Below are 18,555 nucleotides of genomic sequence, written 5' to 3' on the forward strand. Positions count from 1 at the left end.
GACTGACAACAACACCGGCCCGATCCCACGAGAGACGGCGCGGCCCCGTCGTAGAGACCTACCAGCAGGGGTCTGCCGGAGGCCTACGGCGGGGCCGCGCGGTGCCGGGCTCAGTGCGCGCCGGTACCCGTGAGGGAGCGGACCTCGAGCTCGGCGTACTTGCCGGTGTCGGGCTCCTCCTTGGACAGGAGCGTGCCGAGCCAGCCCAGCAGGAAGCCGACCGGGATGGAGATGATGCCGGGGTTCTCCAGCGGGAACCAGTGGAAGTCGGCGTCCGGGAACATCGAGGTCGGCTTGCCCGAGACCACCGGCGAGAACAGCACCAGGCCGACGGCGGTGACCAGGCCGCCGTAGATCGACCACAGGGCGCCGTTGGTGGTGAAGCGCTTCCAGAAGAGGCTGTAGAGGATCGTCGGCAGGTTGGCGGAGGCGGCGACCGCGAAGGCGAGCGCGACGAGGCCGGCGACGTTCAGGTCGCGGGCGAGGGCGCCGAGCAGGATGGACACGGCGCCGATGCCCACCGTCGCGTAGCGGGCTGCGGTCATCTCCTGCTTCTCGGTGGCCTTCCCCTTCTTGATGACGTTGGCGTAGATGTCGTGCGCGAACGACGAGGACGAGGCCAGCGTCAGGCCGGCGACGACCGCGAGGATCGTGGCGAAGGCGACGGCGGAGATGGAGGCGAGCAGGATGGCGCCCCAGTTGGAGTCGACGCCTCCCAGGTGCAGTGCCAGCAGTGGCGCTGCCGTGTTGCCCGCCTTGTTGGAGGCGATGATCTCGTCGGGTTTGATGAGCGCGGCGGCGCCGAAGCCGAGCGCGAGCGTCATCAGGTAGAAGCCGCCGATGAGGCCGATCGCCCAGTTCACGGACTTCCGCGCGACCTTGGCCGTGGGCACCGTGTAGAAGCGGATCAGGATGTGCGGCAGGCCGGCGGTGCCCAGGACCAGGGCGACGCCGAGGGAGATGAAGTCCAGCTTGGTGGTCGAGGTGGCGCCGTACTTGAGGCCGGGCTCCAGGAAGGGGCTGCCCTTGCCGCTGTTCTCGGCCGCCTTGCCGAGCAGGTCGGAGATGTTGAAGTTGAACTTCAGCATGACCAGGAAGGTGAGCAGCAGGGCCCCGATGATCAGCAGGACGGCCTTGACCATCTGCACCCAGGTGGTGCCCTTCATGCCGCCGATGGTGACGTAGACGATCATCAGAACGCCGACCAGGGCGACGATGCCGATCTTGCCCGCGTCGCTGGTGATGCCGAGGAGCAGCGAGACGAGGACGCCGGCGCCTGCCATCTGGGCCAGCAGGTAGAAGATCGAGACGACGATCGTGGAGGTGCCGGCGGCCGTGCGCACCGGGCGCTGGCGCATGCGGTACGCGAGGACGTCGCCCATGGTGTAGCGGCCGGAGTTGCGCAGCGGTTCGGCGACCAGGAGGAGGGCCACCAGCCAGGCGACGAGGAAGCCGATGGAGTAGAGGAAGCCGTCGTAGCCGAAGAGGGCGATCGCGCCGGCGATGCCGAGGAACGACGCGGCGGACATGTAGTCGCCGGAGACGGCGAGACCGTTCTGGAAGCCGGTGAACTGGCGGCCGCCCGCGTAGAAGTCGGCGGCGTCCTTGGTCTGGCGGCCCGCCCAGACGGTGATGACGAGGGTCGCGACGACGAACACCGCGAAAAGGCTGATGATCAGCGGCCGGTGCTCGCTCGCCTCACCGGCGGCCAGCTGGACCTGGGTGATCGCGGGGCTCATGCGCCGCCCTCCATCCGGGACTTGATCGCATCGGCCTTGGGGTCGAGCTTGGCGGCGGCGTGCCGCGAGTACCACCAGGCGATGAGGAACGTGGTGAGGAACTGGGCCAGACCCAGCACCAGGGCGACGTTGATGTTGCCGACGACCTTGGTGCCCATGAAGTCGCCCGCGTAGTTGGAGAGCAGGACGTACAGCAGGTACCAGGCGATGAAGGCGATGGTCAGCGGGAAGGCGAAGGAGCGGTGGGAGCGGCGCAGTTCACCGAACTCCGCGCTCTCCTGCACCGCGACGAACTCCTCGGTGGAGGGCAGTCGGGTGGGGGCTTTCGAGGGAGGTGGTGCGTCGGTGGCCACGGAGTCTCCTCGCGTTGCGGGGGCTGTTGCGACGGTGGACGCCCGCGAGTCGGGGCTCGCGGACGTCGGGTGCGAGTGGGGGCTCGCGGACGGCTGGTTGGGCATGGACATGACTGATCTGACCTCACAGTGACGTGGATCACGTGAGCCGGGGGCGATGTTAGGACCCACGGACGTGATCCGACAGGGGGCACGATCGTGCTCGCGCTCCCTGCTCAAGGTCACGGCGCCACGCGAGGAGCGGTTCAACCGGTCGCACTTCTTTCGGAAGTCGTCGGCGGTAGCCATTGCTGGCCAGGTCGGGCGGGAGATAGCTTCGGCCTGCACCCCGTCATGTACCTGCCCGAGCACCACCTGTGTTCGGGCCGTTCCGTTTCCGGATGATGTGGAGACCCCATGGCTCATCTGCGCCCAAGACACCGCCTCGCCCTCGCCGTTCCGGTGGTTCTGTCCCTGACCGCCTCGCTCGGCTTCCTGCCCGGCGCCGCGTCGGCCGCCCCGCTCACCACGGCCGAGTCGACGACCGCGGACAGCCCGAACCTGGCGTATGTCGTCAACACCAGGACCGACCACCACACGATCGAGTCGGTGAAGAAGGCATTGGCGGACGCCGGCGGGACCGTCGTGGTCGCGTACGAAAAGATCGGCGTGATCGTCGCCCACTCGGCCAACCCCGACTTCGGCAAGCGACTTCGCGCGGTACGCGGAGTGCAGTCGGCCGGCGCGACGCGGACGGCGCCCCTGACGGCGGCCGGTACGACGGACGAGGGCGCGGTGCAGAAGCTGTCCGCCTCCGAGGCCGCCAAGGTGACCCGGGCCGCCACCGCGGGCGAGGAGCCGCTCGAGGCCGACCAGTGGGACCTGCGCGCGATCGGCGCCGACAAGGCCGCGGAGATCAACCCGGGCAGCAGCAAGGTGACGGTCGCCGTCATCGACACCGGCGTGGACGACACCCATCCGGACCTCGCCGCGAACTTCTCCGCCTCGCAGTCCGCGAACTGCGTCGGAGGAAAGGCGGACACCTCGCCGGGCGCCTGGCGTCCCGCGAACGCCGACCACTACCACGGCACACACGTCGCCGGTGAGATAGCCGCCGCCCGCAACGGCATAGGCGTGGCCGGCGTCGCCCCCGGCGTGAAGGTCGCCGGCATCAAGGTGGCCGACCCGGTCAGCGAGCTGTTCTACCCCGAGAGCGTCGTCTGCGCCTTCGTGTTCGCCGCCGACCACGGCGTGGAGATCACCAACAACAGCTACTACGTGGACCCGTGGCTGTACAACTGCATGGACGACCCCGACCAGCGGGCCATCGTCGACGCGGTCAACCGGGCCCAGTTGTACGCCCAGCACAAGGGCACCCTCAACCTGGCCTCGGCGGGCAACTCCGCCGACGACCTCGACGCGGACGCACTGGTCGACGCCTCCAGCCCCGACGACTCGACCGCCGTCGAGCGAACGGTCGACCCGCACAAGTGCTTCGACGTGCCCACCCAGCTGCCGGGTGTCGTCACGGTCAGCGCGACAGGCGTACAGAACCTCAAGTCGTACTACTCCTCGTACGGCAAGGGCGTCATCGACATCGCGGCGCCGGGCGGTGACCGGCTCTACCAGATCCCGGACACCCCCTCGAAGAACGGCCGTATCCTCTCGACCCTGCCGAACAACCAGTACGGCTTCCTGCAGGGCACCTCGATGGCCTCGCCGCACGCCGCGGGCGTGGCCGCGCTCCTGAAGTCCACGCACCCGCGGGCCACCCCGGCCCAGCTGCAGGCGCTGCTCAAGGCGCAGGCGGACAACCCGGGTTGCCCGGCCTCCTACGACCAGGACGGCGACGGCACGCAGGACGCGATCTGCAAGGGCGGCACCCGGGTGAACGGCTTCTACGGCTTCGGCATCGTCAACGCGCTCAAGGCGGTCAAGTAGGCCGTCGGACAAGCCGTCCAGCATCCCGACACAGCTCGTCACGTCAGCGAACTGGAGATTTCATGACAGCGCCTCACCCGCGCTCCCGCCGCGCGATAGCCGTCCCCCTCGGGATGGCTCTGGCGACGGCACTCGCCTTCCTGCCGAACGTCAGCGCGTCGGCGGCCCCCGCGGCCGCTCCGCAGGCACCGGCGGCGGACGCACCCTCGCTCAGCTATGTCGTCAACGTCCGCCCCGGGCACGGCACTTCCTCCCACGTGAAGAAGGCGATCGCCGAGGCCGGCGGCACGATCGTGACGTCCTACGACCGGATCGGCGTGATCGTCGTCCACTCGTCGAACGCCGACTTCGCGAAGACCGTCCGCACCGTGCGCGGTGTGGAGTCGGCCGGTGCCACGCGCAACGCGCCGCTGCCCGCGCAGTCGACCACGGACGTGGGCACGCCGAAGGTGCTGACCGCCGACCAGGTGGCGAGCGCCGAAGCCGTCGACGGGCAGGACCCGTTGGAGCCTCTGCAGTGGGACCTGCCCGCCATCAAGGCGGACAAGGCACACGAGGTGACGCTCGGCAGCAGGAAGGTGACGGTCGCCGTCATCGACACCGGTGTCGACGACACGCACCCCGACATCGCGCCGAACTTCGACCGCGACGCGTCGGCCAACTGCGTGTCGGGCAAGCCGGACACGACCGACGGGGCCTGGCGGCCCAGCGCCTCGGAGAGCCCGCACGGCACGCATGTCGCCGGTGAGATAGCGGGCGCGAAGAACGGCGTCGGCATCACGGGGGTCGCGCCCGGCGTGAAGGTCGCAGGCATCAAGGTGGCCAACCCGGACGGCTACTTCTACACCGAGGCCGTGGTCTGCGGCTTCGTGTGGGCGGCCGAGCACCACGTCGACGTGACCAACAACAGCTATTACACCGACCCCTGGTACTTCAACTGCAAGGACGACCCGGACCAGAAGGCCCTGGTCGACGCGATCACCCGCGCCTCGCAGTACGCGGAGAGGAAGGGCACGGTCAACGTCGCCGCGGCGGGCAACGAGAGCTACGACCTGGCCGCCGACTCGATCACCGACCCCGTCTCCCCCAACGACGGGACGCCGAGCGACCGGGTGATCGACCCCTCCAAGTGCTATGACATCCCGACCCAGTTGCCGGGTGTCGTCACGGTGGCGGCGACCGGCGCGAAGGGCATCAAGTCGTCCTTCTCCAACCACGGCCTGGGCGTCATCGACATCGCCGCGCCGGGCGGTGACTCGACGCGCTTCCAGACCCCGGCCCCACCGGCCACCAGCGGCCTGATCCTGGGCCCGCTGCCCGGCGGCAAGTGGGGTTACATGGCCGGTACGTCGATGGCCTCCCCGCACGTCGCGGGCGTCGCCGCGCTCATCAAGTCGACCCACCCGCACGCTCCCGCCGCCCTGGTGAAGGCGCTGCTGTACGCGGAAGCCGACGCGACGCCGTGCACCGACCCGTACGACATCGACGGTGACGGCAAGGTCGACGCGGTGTGCGAGGGCACGAAGAACCGCAACGGCTTCTACGGCTGGGGCACCGCGGACGCGCTGGACGCGGTGACGAAGTAGCGAGAGGTAACGACAGGCACGCGTGTGTGAAGGGGTCGGGGACGGTTTCCCCGGCCCCTTTGCGCGTAAGGAAAGATCTACTGCCATGGATGTCTACGAAGATCCCGCCACCTGGGCGCCCGAACGAGTCCGGCCCAAGGGGCAGTTGGTGGTCCGTTTTGTCCTCACGGTCCTTTACACTCCCGTGCAGATCGTGATGTGGATCGCGGCTCTGGCCGTCTTTCTGGCCGTAGGCCTCGTCACGGAGATCATCACCATATTCAGCACCTCGTACGAGCAGGGCCTCTTCAAGGCCATGGACCGCGTGCTGGACCCCCTGTCGAAATGGCCCTCCTGGTGCGTCAGCTGGCCGGAGCTGCGACACGAGGGCGACACCGGGTACTACAGGGCCCGCGTCGAGAAGGCGGTCGGCCGCTGGACCGCGAAGGCTTCCGCTCCGCGCGACTCCAAGAAGACGAGGCCGCCGGTCGAGTGCGCGATACCGCTGCGCGACTACCGGGGCGTGGGCGGAGGTTACGTCGCCCAGGTCGCCCTCGGCCAGGGATGGGAGCTGCGCCCGACGGACGTACGCAAGGAGGTACGGCTGTGGTGGACGGCCGCCTCTCATATTGATTGAGTCAACACTGCATAGTGCTGTCATGACTGACATCAAGTTCGTGTGGTCCGTGCTGGGCGGGGACCCCGCACTGCCGTCCCGGGTCTCGACGGTCGTGCGGGAGGGGGCGCTCGACGCCCGGCTGCCCGTACGGGAACTGGCCCGGGCCTGCGTGGGCACGTGCACGCTGGCCGCGGCCGAGCTCGCGGCGCGGCGGGCCGGGCGTTCGCAGGTGCCCGAGGTACGGGTCGACGACGGGGCCCTTGCCACGGCGTTCGTCAGCGAGCGGCATCTGCAGATCGACGGGCGGGCGCCGGTGACCTTCGCGCCCCTGTCGCGCTTCTGGCGCACCGCGGACGGCTGGGTGCGCACGCACGCGAACTATCCGCACCATCGCGCCCGGCTCCTCGACGCGTTGGGACTGTCCGCCGGTGCCTCGGTGGAGACGGTCGCCGCCGCGCTCGCGGAACGGCCCGCGAAGGACGTGGAGGACGCCGTGTACGCCACCGGGGGCCTCGCGGTGGCGCTGCGTACGGCCAAGGAGTGGGCGGCGCACGAGCAGGCGGTCGCGGTGGCCGACCGGCCGCTGATCGAGCACGAGCGGCTGGGCACCGCCCACGCGCGCGTGCTCGCGCCGATCGGCGGCGATCGGCTGCTGCCCGCCGCCGGAGTGCGCGTCCTCGACCTGACCCGGGTCATCGCGGGCCCGGTCGCCACCCGCACCCTCGCCCTGCTGGGCGCGGACGTCCTGCGGGTGGACGCGCCCCGGCTGCCCGAACTCCCCGACCAGCACGCGGACACGGGCTTCGGAAAGCGCTCGGCGGCCCTCGACCTGGCGGCCGACCGGCGCACCTTCGAGGAACTGCTCGCCACCGCCGACGTGGTGGTCACCGGCTACCGGCCGGGCGCACTGGACCGGTTCGGGCTCTCGCCCGAGGCGCTGGCCGAGCGCCGTCCCGGCCTGGTCGTGGCGCAGCTGTCGGCCTGGGGCGCGTACGGACCGTGGGCCGAGCGGCGGGGGTTCGACAGTCTGGTGCAGGTCGCCACCGGTATCGCGGCGATCGAGGGGACGCCGGAGCAGCCGGGCGCCCTGCCCGCCCAGGCGCTCGACCACGGCACGGGCTATCTGCTGGCGGCAGCCGTGCTGCGCGCGCTGACCGAGCAGTTGGAGCAGGGCGACAGTCGGGTCGTACGGCTGGCGCTTGCGCGGACCGCGCACTGGCTGCTGAACGGGGTGGAGCGGCAGGGCGTGGGCGATGCGGCCCACGCCGGACCGGATGCCTGGCTCGCCGAGAGGGACAGTGCGCTGGGGCGGCTTCGGTACGCCCTTCCGCCGGTTTCGTTCGAGGGCGGGCCGGTCGACTGGGCGCGGCCGCCGGGGGCCTTGGGAGCGGATTCCGCGCGCTGGGGCTGAGTCACGGGACGGGCCGGAAACGTACGAATGGGCGGAATGCCGTTCCGCCAGTTGTTTCCCTGCACTTGCCCGGATCTGTGACGCCTGGTGAAGATCCTGGGGTGACCTTGATGAGACCCACCGCCGAGGCGGCCGACGCGGACGACGCGGGGCGGCACACCGGTGCCGTCCGGGCCGTCGCCGTCCTCGCCCTGGTGGGGCTCGCCGCGCTGATCCCGCTGCTCGGTCCGCGCGCCGCGCTGCACGGGACGGGTGAGGCGGCGGCTCCGGGCGTCGGCGGGATCGCCCTGCTGCGATTGGTCCTGTTCGCCGCGCTGTGCGTTCCCGCGGGCGAGCTGCTCGTGACCCGGCTGGCCCGCCGGGTGCCGGACGCGCCCCGGGAGCAGGCGCCGCGCAGTTGGGCGGTCTACGCGGCCGCCGCCGGTTTCGTGGCCGCGCTGGGGCTCGCCTCGGTCGTGGCCACCGGCAACCTGCTGCCGCACCAGCTCTCCGACATCGACGTCGGCGGACTCTACCGGACCCGGGACGGGAAGCTGGCGCTGCTGGAAGTCAACGCGTTCATGGCGGCCGGCCTGTGCGCGGCCTCGCGACGGCCCGGCACCCAGGTGTGGCCGCTGGCCGCGGTGGCCGCCGCGGAGGCGCTGCGCGCGCACCCGCCGACGGAGCACGGTCCGCTCGTCGGCTCCGGCCTGACGCTCGTTCACGTCACCTGCGCGGCGCTGTGGGCGGGTGGACTGCTGTACGTGCTGCGCATGCTGCGGAAGTGGCGCGGAGGGCGGGCGGGTGCCGCGTTGTTGGGGCTCTACGCGCGCGTGGCGGTCGTTCTCCTCGCGGCGATCACGGCGACGGGTCTGTGGAGCGCGCTGCGCCGGATGCCGCCGAGCACGGTCGTGGATCAGCTGACGACGACGGCGTACGGGCGCACCCTGCTCGCCAAGGTGCTCCTCGTGGCCGCCGTCGCCGTTCTCGCGCTGTGGGCCCGCGTCCGTCTGCGCCGCGCGCCCGACCCGCTCAGCGCCTGCTCCCCCGCCCGTGCGGAGGTGGTGGCGCTGGGCCTGGTCGTCGCGGTCTCGGCGCTGCTGACGGCGCTTCCGCTGCCGATCCGCTGGTCGTGATCAGCTGCCCGCGACCAGGACCTTGAGCGCGGTGCGCTCGTCCATCGCCTTGTAGCCCTCGGGGACCTCTTCGAGGCCTACGGTCCGGTCGAAGACGGGCGACGGGTCGATGGTGCCGTCGAGGACGTCCGGGAGCAGCTCCGGGATGTACGCGCGCACCGGCGCGACGCCGCCGCGCAGGGCGATGTTCCGGTCGAAGAGCACGCCCAGGTCCAGGCCGGTGCCGCTGCCGTGCGGCACGCCGACGAAGCCGATGGCGCCGCCGTCGCGGGTGATGTTCACGGCCGTCCGCATGGACTGCTCGGTGCCGACCGCCTCGACGACGCCGTGCGCGCCCTGTCCTCGGGTCAGTTCGCGGACTGCCTCGACGGCCGCGTCGCCCCGCTCGGCGACGACGTCCGTGGCGCCGAAGCGGCGCGCGATGTCGGTACGCACCTCGTGGCGGCCGAGTGCGATGATCCGCTCGGCGCCGAGCCGCTTGGCGGCCAGGACGGCGCACAGGCCGACGGCGCCGTCCCCGACGACGGCGACGGTCGCGCCGGGCCGGGCGCCCGCTCCCAGGGCGGCGTGGTGCCCGGTGCCCATGACGTCGGAGAGGGTGAGCAGGGCCGCCAGCATGTGGTCGTCGGAGGCCGCGTCCTTGGGCAGCCGGACGAGCGTGCCGTCGGCGTAGGGGACGCGCACGGCCTCGCCCTGCCCGCCGTCGGATCCGACGGAGCCCCAGAAGCCGCCGTGCTCGCAGGACGTGGTCAGACCCTCGCGGCAGTAGTCGCACACGCCGTCCGACCACATGAACGGCGCCACGACCAGGTCGCCGCGCCGGACGGCCGACACCTCGGAGCCGGTCTCCTCGACGATGCCGAGGAACTCGTGCCCGATCCGCTGGCCCGGCTTCCGTGCGGCCTCGCCGCGGTACGCCCACAGGTCGCTGCCGCAGATGCACGAGCGCAGCACCCGCACGACCGCGTCGCCGGGCTCCCGCACCTCGGGCTCGGGCACGTCCTCCACGCGCATGTCGAACGGGGCGTGAATGGTGGTGGCGCGCATGGCGGGGTCCTTCTGGTGCGGTGCACGAGGGTCTTTCTCGTGCGGACGTCGGTGAGATGCGCTCAGGGGGTGGTTGAGCGCATCTCACCGTACGCCGCCGCCGGCGCGGGTCGCGCGCCGAGGGCGCCCAGCACCCCGCGGACCAGCAGGTACTGGGCGGCGGTGTACGTGAGCATGATCCAGAAGTCCGGCCTGGGGAGCTGTGGCCAGTCGGCGACGCCGGTGGCGATGAGCGTGTCCGAGACCATGAAGAGGGCTCCGCCGAGACCCCCTGGGCCGAGCCGCGTGGCCCCGTACGCCATCGCGGTCAGCAGCAGGCTGTAGCCCGCGACGGGGACGCGCAGTCCGGCGGGGAGGCCGGGCCACAGGAGGGCGACGGTGGCGACGACGGCCACGCCGTAAGCGCCGACGACGAACCAGGGGGCACGCGCGCGTGCCGTCCCGCGTGCCGTCCGCCGGAAGAGGACGAGGTAGCACACGTGGCCTGCCGCGAAGGAGGCCATCCCGGCGAGGAAGGCGGGGTCGGCGTCGGAGAGCAGAAGGGTGTCGCCGCCCCATCCGAACAGGAGAGCGGCGACAAGGAGTCGGGGTCCGCCGCCTGCGACGACGAAGAGCGCGAGCAGGGGCATGAGGAGCGGCTTGGCCACGAGGTGGCCGGGGGTGAATCCGGCGACCAGCGAGACCAGGTCCACGGCGGCGGCCACGCCGAAGGCGACGAGCAGCACGCGCGCGTGGCGTGGGTTCACGCGACGGGCTCCGTGACGGGCTGCTCCACGGCGGCCGCCAGCGCCGGCCGCCAGCCCGGACCGCCGAAGACCCGCCCCGCGCGCTCGCGCCAGCTCGCGGCCTTCCTCACGTCCCTGACGATGGCGGCGTACTCGTGGGTGGCCACCCTCAGCGGGTTGTACGTGGCGATGTTCTTGGTCAACCCGTACACCGGCCGCTCGGTCTCCGCGACGAACGACCCGAAGAGGCGGTCCCAGACGATGAGGATGCCGCCGAAGTTGCGGTCCAGGTAGCCGCCCTGGGAGGCGTGGTGGACGCGGTGGTGCGAGGGCGTGTTGAAGACGAACTCGAACGCCCGGGGCAGCTTGTGGATGCGCTCGGTGTGGATCCAGAACTGGTAGACGAGGTTCGTGGACGAGCAGAAGGCGAGCGCGGCCGGGTGCACCCCGAGGGCGATCAGCGGGACGTAGAAGGGCCAGACGGTCCAGGTGGTCCAGGGCTGGCGCAGGGCGGTGGTGAGGTTGAAGTTCCGGCTGGAGTGGTGCACCACGTGGCAGGCCCACAGGATGCGGATCACATGGTGCCCGCGGTGGGACCAGTAGTAGAAGAAGTCCTGGCCGAGGAGCATCAGCGGGACGGTCCACCACAGGACCGGGACGCGCAGCGGGGTCAGTTCGTGGACCGCCGTGTAGATCGCGACGATCGGGATCTTCCACAGGAAGTCGAAGACGAGGCTGCCGAGCCCCATGCCGACGCTGGTCGCGGCGTCCTTCGTCTCGTACCCCGCGTCCTCCTCGTCGGGATGGATCCGGACGCTCACGATCTCGATGACGGTGAGCAGCACGAAGGCGGGTATCGACCAGACCACGACGTCGGGGAGGTTGGGCATGGATGCACCGTAGAGCCGCCGGTCGGCCGCGGCTAGACGTTGTTACCCACAAGTATTACCGGCGGTACGCGCTTGCTTGTTGGTGATCTCCGCCAATCGGCCCCGCAATGCCCGGGCCGTACACGCACTCAGACCCCCGCCGCCCCCAGCAGCGCTCCGGCCGCATACGTCACCCCCATGGCCAGCGCCCCGCCCGCCACGTTGCGCAGCACCGCGCGCCGCACCTCGGCCGCGCCCAGCCGCGCGCTCACCCACCCGGTGACGACGAGGGCGGCGAGGACCGAGACCACGGTGACAAGCAGGCGCCAGCCGCTCGGCGGGAGCACGATCGCGAGCAGGGGCAGAAGCGCGCCGACGGTGAAGGCCAGGAAGCTCGCCCATGCCGCGTGCCACGGGTTGGTGAGGTCGTCGGGGTCGATGCCGAGCTCCACGCGCGCGTGGGCCCGCAGCGCGTCCCGTTCGGTGAGCTGCTGCGCCGCCTCCCGGGCCACCTCCCGCGACAGCCCCCGGTCCTCCAGCAGCCCGGTCAGCTCCAGGAGCTCCGCCTCCGGCTGCTCCCGCAGCTCCCGACGCTCCAGGGCCAGCGCGGCCATCTCCGAGTCCCGCTGCGTGGACACGGAGACGTACTCCCCCGCCGCCATCGACATGGAGCCCGCCAGCAGCCCCGCGAGGCCCGCCGTGAGCAGCGCGGAGCGGTCGTCGGTGGCTCCGGCCACGCCCACGACGAGTCCCGCCGTGGACACGATGCCGTCGTTGGCGCCGAGGACCGCGGCCCGCAGCCAGTTCAGCCGCGCACCGAGGGTGCCGGCGTGGGCCTCGCCGTGGGGCGGCCCACTCGGGGAACCGTTCATGGGTGCCTGATCGCTCACCCGGGGAGGGTCTCACCCCGGGCGGGTCGGGGCAGCGGACCACGCCGACATCTGCCGGTGCCCGGGCGCGACCCGGTCAGCAGCCGTCCACCGGAGTCACGGAACGGACCTGTCCGGCAGGAATCCTGTGCCACTTCTTCCCCCGGCCCGTTCTGAGCTCCACCGCCTGACGGTCGCTCAGCACCAGTTCCCCGCACCGGACACCCGCGACCGTGTCCACCAGGACGTAGGGCCCGGAACCCGTGGAGTCCGCGGGGTCCTCGGCCGGCACGACCCAGGTGACCGCGACGGCGGCGACGATCGCGCACAGCCCGACGACCGACCGGCGCCGCGCCGAGGTCAGCGCGTCCTGCGTCCGCTCGACCTCGTCGAGGACGGCGGCGAAGAGCCGGTCCCCACTCAGCCAGCTCTGCTGCCCCAGCTGTCCGTGGGCGGCACGCACCGCGCACAGGGCTCCCGACAGCAGGAGCAGGAAGGCAAGGACGAGCAGCGCCGCGGTGGTCCAGCGCCATACGTCCGGCATCCCGGTGACGCTCTCCGGGCCCTTGAGCACGAAGACCGCGCCGACGAGTCCGGTGAGCCCGGTCAGCCCGTTGCGCCAGCCCTCGGCCTGCCGCCGCACGGTGCCGAGCTGGTCGTACTGGAGCTGCTGCCCGAGCTGGGCGAACCGCTTCCTGGCGAGGTCGGTCACGTGGCCGTGCCCGGGGCGGGCGCGGGCACGGCCACGTCCCAGAAGGCGCCGCAGCCCGTGTCGGGGGACTCCGGCGGCTTGTCCGCGTGGGGGTAACCGCACTGGCAGTACACGGGGATGGTGCCGGTGAGGGGTTCGGGGCCGCTTCGGCGGCCCCAGCGCCTCTTGTGCTTGGACGGTCCCAGCACTCCGTACGCGACCCGGAAGACGACGGTCGCCCTGCAGGTCGGACACGGGCCCGTCACCGTGTACCAGCGGCCGTCGTCGGACCGTACGACGGTGAAGTCGTCGGTGGCCCGGACGGTCGCCTCGTGTTCGCGGAAGCCGGTCGGTTCGTGGTCGGGCATGGGGTCCTCACTCGGCGTCGGCCCGGTAGGGCGGCTCGGGGGCCGGCGTGGCGGCCGGTTCGGCGGGGAAGTCGCGGGGCACCTCGAGACCGAAGAGCGGCGCGTACAGCGTGAGTCTGTCGTGGACCCAGCCTGTCGTCCGCTCCAGCTCCCTGGCCGTGACGGCGATGCGCCGGGCCGTCACCGCTCCGCTCAGCGGCGGCGCGCCGCCCGTGTAGTGCTCGGTCAGCAGGATCAGGTCCTGCCAGGTCGGTACGGTGTCGAACTCCGGGCGGCCCACGAGGAGTTCCAGCCCGAAGGGGCGGTACAGCGCCAGCCGGTCCCACGCCCGGTCGATCCGCCAGCCGAACCTGGCGGCGACGCGGAGCAGTTCGAGGGGGCCTGCTGTGAGGCCGCCCACCAGGTCCTTTCCGAAGAGTGCCGTGTCGCACGCGGTGGGCCGATGTTCGCGCCAGCTGCCGGACCCGTCACGGTCCTCGGGTTCGGTCCATTGAGCGCCCAGAGGTGCGTAACGGCTCAGGATGGTCATGCTCTCGCCGAGGGTGCGGTCGTCGGCGAGGGCATGGGCCACCAGACGGGCGGGGCTGGGGGCTGCCCAATCGGACTGCGGGTACGAATCGATACAGCAGGCCGCCACGTCCGCCGCGGTCGGCCGCACCGTGTCGGGAGACGGCTCGGACGGCAGGACCAGCGCCGAGGTGTGCAGCCCGAAGAGGGGGCCGAGGGCGTTCAGTCTCGCCGCGACGGAACCGATCGTCATCCTGGCGGACGCCGCCATCACGAAGGCGTACCGCACGTCGATCCCTCCGTCGACGGCCGGACGGGCTGCCCCCATGACGCGGTGGTCGTAGCCGGTTCCCTGCAGGGAGTCGCCCCCCGGGAAGAGTGCCCAGTCGCCGGCCGGCAGGGCGAGCCAGCGCTCGACGAGTGCCGATGCGTCGGGCCGCACGAGACCGAGGCCGGCGAGCTTGCCGAGGCTCTTCGACACCTCCTCCGTGGGCGCCTGCACATTGCGCACGGCGAGGGCGGTGTCGAACAACGGAGCAGGGCAGGTCCTGGTATCCGTGTCATGGGTGGAGATCACTTCGCTCAGGGCGGCGCCGAGCAGATCGCTGTCGAGGCGGGTGAAGGTCCGGTCGGCCAGATCGCCGAGATCCGGGGTGCGCAGCTCTCGCTGCGCGAAGACATCGGCGTACCGCGTGACCACCTCTGCGAGGGTCACGCCCAATGCCCCGGAGGCACGGGCCAGTTGACGGAGCGACAGGTTGTCAGGACCGCCATAGGGCCTGACTCCGAAGATCCGGTGAAACTCCTCCCTTTCCTCCATCGGCCAGGTTTCGACCTCCGGGCTCCCCTCCGAAGGAGCCGGTGACCGAGCCTCGACGGACTGTCCGGGCAGCCTCTCCGGAGACAGCCCGAGCCAGTCGTACCGGCGCACGACCTCTTCGTACTCCGCCCACGACGGCGCGTTCTCGGCCTCCTCCTGGCTGCGCGAGGAGATCCGAGGATGCCAGGACAGCACGTGAAGATCGCGCGCGGTGGCGATCTCGTCGGCCGGAGGTTCGGCGACGGTCTGCGGGATGGCCAGCGCAAAGCCTCCGGCCGCGAAACGCCGGGCTCTCTTCAAGGCCTCGCCCAAGGGAAGTTCCGCGTCCGTGCTGAAGATCTTGAGCATGGAGACCACCGTCCCGCCCGTCTCGAAGCGGTTCGGGGAGAGGAGACCCTCCCGGTAGGCGCTCCCGTTGAGGATCCGGCAGTCGACGGAGTCCAGCGTCAGGCGGTGCGCCGCGTCGACGTCGGCCGGCGGAGCCAGTTCGAGTCCGGTGATGGCATACCGCCGCAGCCGCCGCACGGCACCCCCCAGGGTGAGCACGCCGTCCTGAGGGGGTGCCAACGCCGCCCTGCGCACCTCGTCGTGAACGCGGAAGCCCTCCGTGATCCGTCGGGACTCCCACGCCTGCGGCTGCGGATAGCCCTCGACCGACTCCGGCATCGGCAGACTCGACGCGTCCCCACCCAGGGGGATGCCCTCCGACCGCAGTACGGCGGCCCGCCAGGCCGTCACCGCGTCGGTCGTGTGGAAGCTGCGCCGCATGGAGTGGCCGGTCTCGTCCCGGAGCGCCACCACGCTCGCGTCCGACGGAAAGCAGCCGATCCGGCGGAAGTCGATCGTGTGGACTCTGTTCCAACCGATTCTGCACGTGACGCGCGCGTCGGCGGCGAGCAGCCGTTCCGTCAGCCGCTCCACACCGCGGGGGTGCATCGTGGCGAAGGCCCACAGCCACTCCAGGGTGAGCCACTCCGGTGCCGTGAAGTGCGCGCAGGCTTCCTGGATGCGGCCGTCCACCCAGGCCTCGTCGTAGGCGAGCATCCTGTTTCTGTCGGTGGTGATGTCGGGTGCGCGCGTCTCCCGGAGGTCCACCACACAGCCGAAGGGGTGTCCGCCCTTGTGGTGCCAGTCGAGCGCGTTCTCGTCTCTGGAGTACCACGTGCGCTCCCGATCGCGCAGCCAGTCCCGAGCACTGGCGTCGGACTCGACCATCGCGCCCGGATTCACCTGCACCCCGTCCGCCAGCAGGCACCCCTTCCCCTCCACCCACCACAGGTCCGGCCCGGCCGCCACGGGCCCGGTGTGGTCGCCGAAGTAGTAGAGGGCCTTCTCCTGCCAGGTCCGTCGGATCTCCCCGTCGCGCTCCACCCGCATCGCGAAGTCCGAGCGCCAGATGTGCTTGCCGAGTTCCTCGGCCGCGTCCACGTCGTCCGCCTGGAGGTAGAGGCGTACGCGGGTGCCGGACCCCGGCTGGGCGTCCTCGCTCTTCCTGATCCGGAACAGGCTTCCGCTGGAGGCGATGTCGACCCGCAGTCCGCCGCCGGCGTCCGCGCGCCCGTACTCGTCGGTGGCCCGGGTCCAGATGCTGATCTCGTCGGCCAGCATGAAGTAGCTGAAGACGCCCACGCCGAAACGGCTGTTGGGGTAGATCTTCAGGTCCGGGTCGGCCCGGCGCCAGCGAGCCTGTTCCGCGCGGTACTCGCGGGACTGCTCGAAGCGGCGGCCCGCCCGCGAGAAGGTGCCGCGCAGGGTCTCGTGCCCCATGCCGACGCCGTTGTCCTCGCACTCGACGTAGGGGCGGCCCGCGTCGTCCGTGCCCTGCCTGAAGACGATCTCGCCTTCCCAGCCGTACGGGATCTTCCTGGCCGCCTTCCCGTAGCGCAGCCGGGCCTGCCGGTAGCGGCAGGCGTCGAGCGCGTTCTGGTACAGCTCCCGCAGGGCAAGGGCGCGGTCGCCGTACAGGCGGGTGCCCATGAGGAGTTCACGCATCTCGTCCTCGGCGAGGCCGAACCGCATCAGAGGCACCCCGTAGGCGTCACCCTTGGTGCTGATGTCGTACTGCGGGCGCAGTCTGCCGCAGGTGACCCGGTCCGGCAGGTGGACGAGGAGCTCCGCGGGCTCGGCGGGGCCGACATGCCGGCGGATGTTCTGCACGGCGCCGTCGGTCCAGCCTGTCAGTGCCTCCAGGGCGGCGTGGACGGCGGGGTGCGGGCAGGGCAGGTCCAGGTCCAGCGACTTGCTCAGGCGGTCCCGGGCCCAGCGCAACTCCCGTACGCTCGCGACGGCTTGAGCGGGGAGCAGCCCGTCGGTGATACCGATGTTGTCGACCAGGACGCCGGGCAGCTGCCGCAGATCTCCGCCGAGCAGGCCCGCGACCCCGATCAGCCAGGACAGTTCACGAGGGCGCCACCGCTCCACCGCCCCGTCCGGGCGCACGAGTTCATCGAGGCGCCAGCGGGTGTCGGCGGTGTCCCGTTCTCCCTGGTACGGCTGGGCGGGGGCGATCGCGGTCTGCCGGCAGACGCGCACGAGTTCGTCGGTGAGCTCCCCGATCCGGGCGGGGGCCGCGGCGGCGCCGATGAGTGCCTTGGCGAGCGGGGCGAGCAGTTGGGGGGCGTAGGTGTCCCACAGCTCCTCCTTGGCGCTGACGTGCCGGTGCAGGAGCCAGGCGGCGACCGCCCCGGCGTCCTCGTCGCGGCCGCGGCCCGCCAGCTCACGGCCCTTGCGCCAGAGCAGGGCGTGCGCGGCGAAGGTGTGCTCCAGGTCCACTCGCTCGGGTTCGCGTGCTGCGTCGCCGACGGCCGGGTCGAGCCGGAACGGTGCCACGGCGGTCACGCTCTTGACCCCCATGGCGTACACCGCCTCCCGTACGAAGGGGGCCGCGGCGAGCACCGCGAACTCGCCCGCCCCGAGGAGCGGACCGCCCTGGGTGTGCGACGGCGCGATCAGCGGCCTCAGCCCGCGCGCCAGGACCCGCACGGGGTAGTCGTCGTCCGCCCAGGGGTCCGGCACCTCCGCGAGGGCGGTCGCCCGCCACCGCGCGCACTCCCCCGACAACCGCACCAGAGCCTGCTGGAGTTCCCCGCGACGTGCGTCGTCGCAGTCGACCGCCGCCCACAGCTCGGGGTCGCGAACCGCCACCGTCCACTCCTCCTGGAGGGTGCGGCCCGCGCAGAGTTCCGCATCGCCGATGGCGGCCGGGCCGCTCGGCGCGTAGTGCGGTGTGGGGGTCTGCTCCTCCCGGGCGGCGCGGGCGAACTCGGTGGTCCTGCGGATCGTGTGGGCGATGACGTCGGCGACCGTGCGAGGAGAGGTGTCGGCGTGCAGGGCGTCCGCGAGAGCGCGTGAGAAGTGGCTGCCGAGTGCCTCGTCGGAGCCGCAGGTCTGGCCGGGTCCGCAGCCGAAGAGCACGGCGACCCGGTCCCGCCAGGCGGGGAAGTTCGTGGCGGGGCCGCCGTACGAGGCGCTGTCGGCGCTGTCGCGGCAGGCGTCCACGGTGAGCAGCACGGTCTCGGCACGGCAGCCGCGCAGCAGCTCGGCGAGATCGAGTCCGATGAGGCTGTCGAGCGCGACCTGCGGCGGTGTGGTCGCCCAGGTCAACTGGGCGTCCGCCGGAACGAGATAGTCGGCGCCTCCCACCGACAGGCCGTGCCCGGTGAAGTGGATGAGGACCGTGCCGTCCTCCGGTGCGGTGGCGCAGACCCGGCTGATGGTGCTGCGGATCCGCGAACGCAGGGCGGGTTCGTCGGGGGTCGCGCCGATGAGCTCGACGCTGAATCCGGAGGAGCGCAGCGCCTGGGTCATCAGCTCGATGTCCCGGCCGACCGTCTGCGTCAAGTCCTCGAAGTGGTCGGAGAGTTCGTACTGCGGGACCGCCACGATCAGCGCCCGCCTGCTCTCCCCCATACTCGGCCGCCTCCCCCGTCGGTCCGTC

14 protein-coding genes are annotated in these 18,555 nt (G+C 71.6%); 5 read left to right on the top strand and 9 right to left on the bottom strand.

The window, feature by feature from the left end:
* Positions 1-110: 110 nt before the first annotated feature.
* The gene (locus ABZS97_RS23870; RefSeq protein ID WP_356140353.1) at positions 111-1,739 is read right to left on the bottom strand and encodes a cation acetate symporter; all 1,629 of its coding nucleotides are present in this window, start codon (positions 1,737-1,739) and stop codon (positions 111-113) included.
* Positions 1,736-2,092 (bottom strand): DUF485 domain-containing protein, encoded by a 357-nt coding sequence (locus ABZS97_RS23875; protein ID WP_356140354.1) that lies wholly within the window; start codon positions 2,090-2,092, stop codon positions 1,736-1,738. Before ABZS97_RS23875 ends, ABZS97_RS23870 begins: the two co-directional genes overlap by 4 nt.
* 396 nt (positions 2,093-2,488) lie before the next feature.
* Here ABZS97_RS23875 and ABZS97_RS23880 point away from each other — a divergent pair, with 396 nt between their 5' ends.
* From ABZS97_RS23880 to ABZS97_RS23900, 5 genes are all read left to right on the top strand, one after another.
* Positions 2,489-4,012, top strand: coding sequence for a S8 family serine peptidase (locus ABZS97_RS23880; protein ID WP_356140355.1), 1,524 nt, complete (start codon positions 2,489-2,491; stop codon positions 4,010-4,012).
* A gap of 62 nt (positions 4,013-4,074) precedes the next feature.
* Entirely contained in the window at positions 4,075-5,598 is a 1,524-nt protein-coding gene (locus tag ABZS97_RS23885; RefSeq protein ID WP_356140356.1) for a S8 family serine peptidase, read from the top strand.
* A gap of 85 nt (positions 5,599-5,683) precedes the next feature.
* Positions 5,684-6,214: a hypothetical protein gene (locus tag ABZS97_RS23890; protein ID WP_356140357.1), complete on the top strand. Its 531-nt coding sequence runs from the start codon at positions 5,684-5,686 to the stop codon at positions 6,212-6,214.
* A gap of 22 nt (positions 6,215-6,236) precedes the next feature.
* Complete coding sequence (locus ABZS97_RS23895) at positions 6,237-7,607, top strand: CoA transferase (RefSeq protein WP_356140358.1); 1,371 nt, start codon at positions 6,237-6,239, stop codon at positions 7,605-7,607.
* 110 nt (positions 7,608-7,717) lie between these two features.
* A complete protein-coding gene (locus tag ABZS97_RS23900; RefSeq protein WP_356140375.1) occupies positions 7,718-8,722 on the top strand; it encodes a CopD family protein in 1,005 nt (334 codons plus the stop codon).
* On the opposite strand, the gene ABZS97_RS23905 is transcribed toward ABZS97_RS23900, so the two are convergent.
* The 7 genes from ABZS97_RS23905 to ABZS97_RS23935 all read right to left on the bottom strand — a co-directional run bounded on the left by ABZS97_RS23905 (position 8,723) and on the right by ABZS97_RS23935 (position 18,527).
* On the bottom strand, positions 8,723-9,769 hold the full coding sequence (locus tag ABZS97_RS23905; RefSeq protein WP_356140359.1) for a zinc-dependent alcohol dehydrogenase family protein: 1,047 nt from the start codon (positions 9,767-9,769) through the stop codon (positions 8,723-8,725).
* Between the two features lie 62 nt (positions 9,770-9,831).
* Positions 9,832-10,515: a lysoplasmalogenase gene (locus ABZS97_RS23910; RefSeq protein WP_356140360.1), complete on the bottom strand. Its 684-nt coding sequence runs from the start codon at positions 10,513-10,515 to the stop codon at positions 9,832-9,834.
* Positions 10,512-11,384, bottom strand: a complete 873-nt coding sequence (locus ABZS97_RS23915) for a sterol desaturase family protein (RefSeq protein ID WP_356140361.1) — start codon at positions 11,382-11,384, stop codon at positions 10,512-10,514. The genes ABZS97_RS23910 and ABZS97_RS23915 overlap by 4 nt, the downstream gene beginning before the upstream one ends.
* Before the next feature lie 128 nt (positions 11,385-11,512).
* Positions 11,513-12,235, bottom strand: a complete 723-nt coding sequence (locus ABZS97_RS23920) for a VIT family protein (protein ID WP_356140376.1) — start codon at positions 12,233-12,235, stop codon at positions 11,513-11,515.
* Positions 12,236-12,329: 94 nt separating this feature from the next.
* Complete coding sequence (locus ABZS97_RS23925; protein WP_356140362.1) at positions 12,330-12,944, bottom strand: hypothetical protein; 615 nt, start codon at positions 12,942-12,944, stop codon at positions 12,330-12,332.
* Positions 12,941-13,291 (bottom strand): hypothetical protein, encoded by a 351-nt coding sequence (locus tag ABZS97_RS23930; protein ID WP_356140363.1) that lies wholly within the window; start codon positions 13,289-13,291, stop codon positions 12,941-12,943. The genes ABZS97_RS23925 and ABZS97_RS23930 overlap by 4 nt, the downstream gene beginning before the upstream one ends.
* 7 nt (positions 13,292-13,298) lie before the next feature.
* On the bottom strand, positions 13,299-18,527 hold the full coding sequence (locus ABZS97_RS23935) for a caspase family protein (RefSeq protein WP_356140364.1): 5,229 nt from the start codon (positions 18,525-18,527) through the stop codon (positions 13,299-13,301).
* Positions 18,528-18,555 lie beyond the last annotated feature (28 nt).

Origin of the sequence: Streptomyces sp. NPDC005485 (assembly GCF_040606085.1) — a bacterium.
Classification (GTDB): Bacteria; Actinomycetota; Actinomycetes; order Streptomycetales; family Streptomycetaceae; genus Streptomyces.

Coding starts and splice junctions, on each gene's coding strand:
- ABZS97_RS23930 (WP_356140363.1), bottom strand. CDS start 13,291: ATGCCCGACCACGAACCGACCGGCTTCCGCGAACACGAGGCGACCGTC.
- ABZS97_RS23920 (WP_356140376.1), bottom strand. CDS start 12,235: ATGAACGGTTCCCCGAGTGGGCCGCCCCACGGCGAGGCCCACGCCGGC.
- ABZS97_RS23905 (WP_356140359.1), bottom strand. CDS start 9,769: ATGCGCGCCACCACCATTCACGCCCCGTTCGACATGCGCGTGGAGGAC.
- ABZS97_RS23915 (WP_356140361.1), bottom strand. CDS start 11,384: ATGCCCAACCTCCCCGACGTCGTGGTCTGGTCGATACCCGCCTTCGTG.
- ABZS97_RS23880 (WP_356140355.1), top strand. CDS start 2,489: ATGGCTCATCTGCGCCCAAGACACCGCCTCGCCCTCGCCGTTCCGGTG.
- ABZS97_RS23935 (WP_356140364.1), bottom strand. CDS start 18,527: ATGGGGGAGAGCAGGCGGGCGCTGATCGTGGCGGTCCCGCAGTACGAA.
- ABZS97_RS23900 (WP_356140375.1), top strand. CDS start 7,718: ATGAGACCCACCGCCGAGGCGGCCGACGCGGACGACGCGGGGCGGCAC.
- ABZS97_RS23890 (WP_356140357.1), top strand. CDS start 5,684: ATGGATGTCTACGAAGATCCCGCCACCTGGGCGCCCGAACGAGTCCGG.
- ABZS97_RS23885 (WP_356140356.1), top strand. CDS start 4,075: ATGACAGCGCCTCACCCGCGCTCCCGCCGCGCGATAGCCGTCCCCCTC.
- ABZS97_RS23870 (WP_356140353.1), bottom strand. CDS start 1,739: ATGAGCCCCGCGATCACCCAGGTCCAGCTGGCCGCCGGTGAGGCGAGC.
- ABZS97_RS23895 (WP_356140358.1), top strand. CDS start 6,237: ATGACTGACATCAAGTTCGTGTGGTCCGTGCTGGGCGGGGACCCCGCA.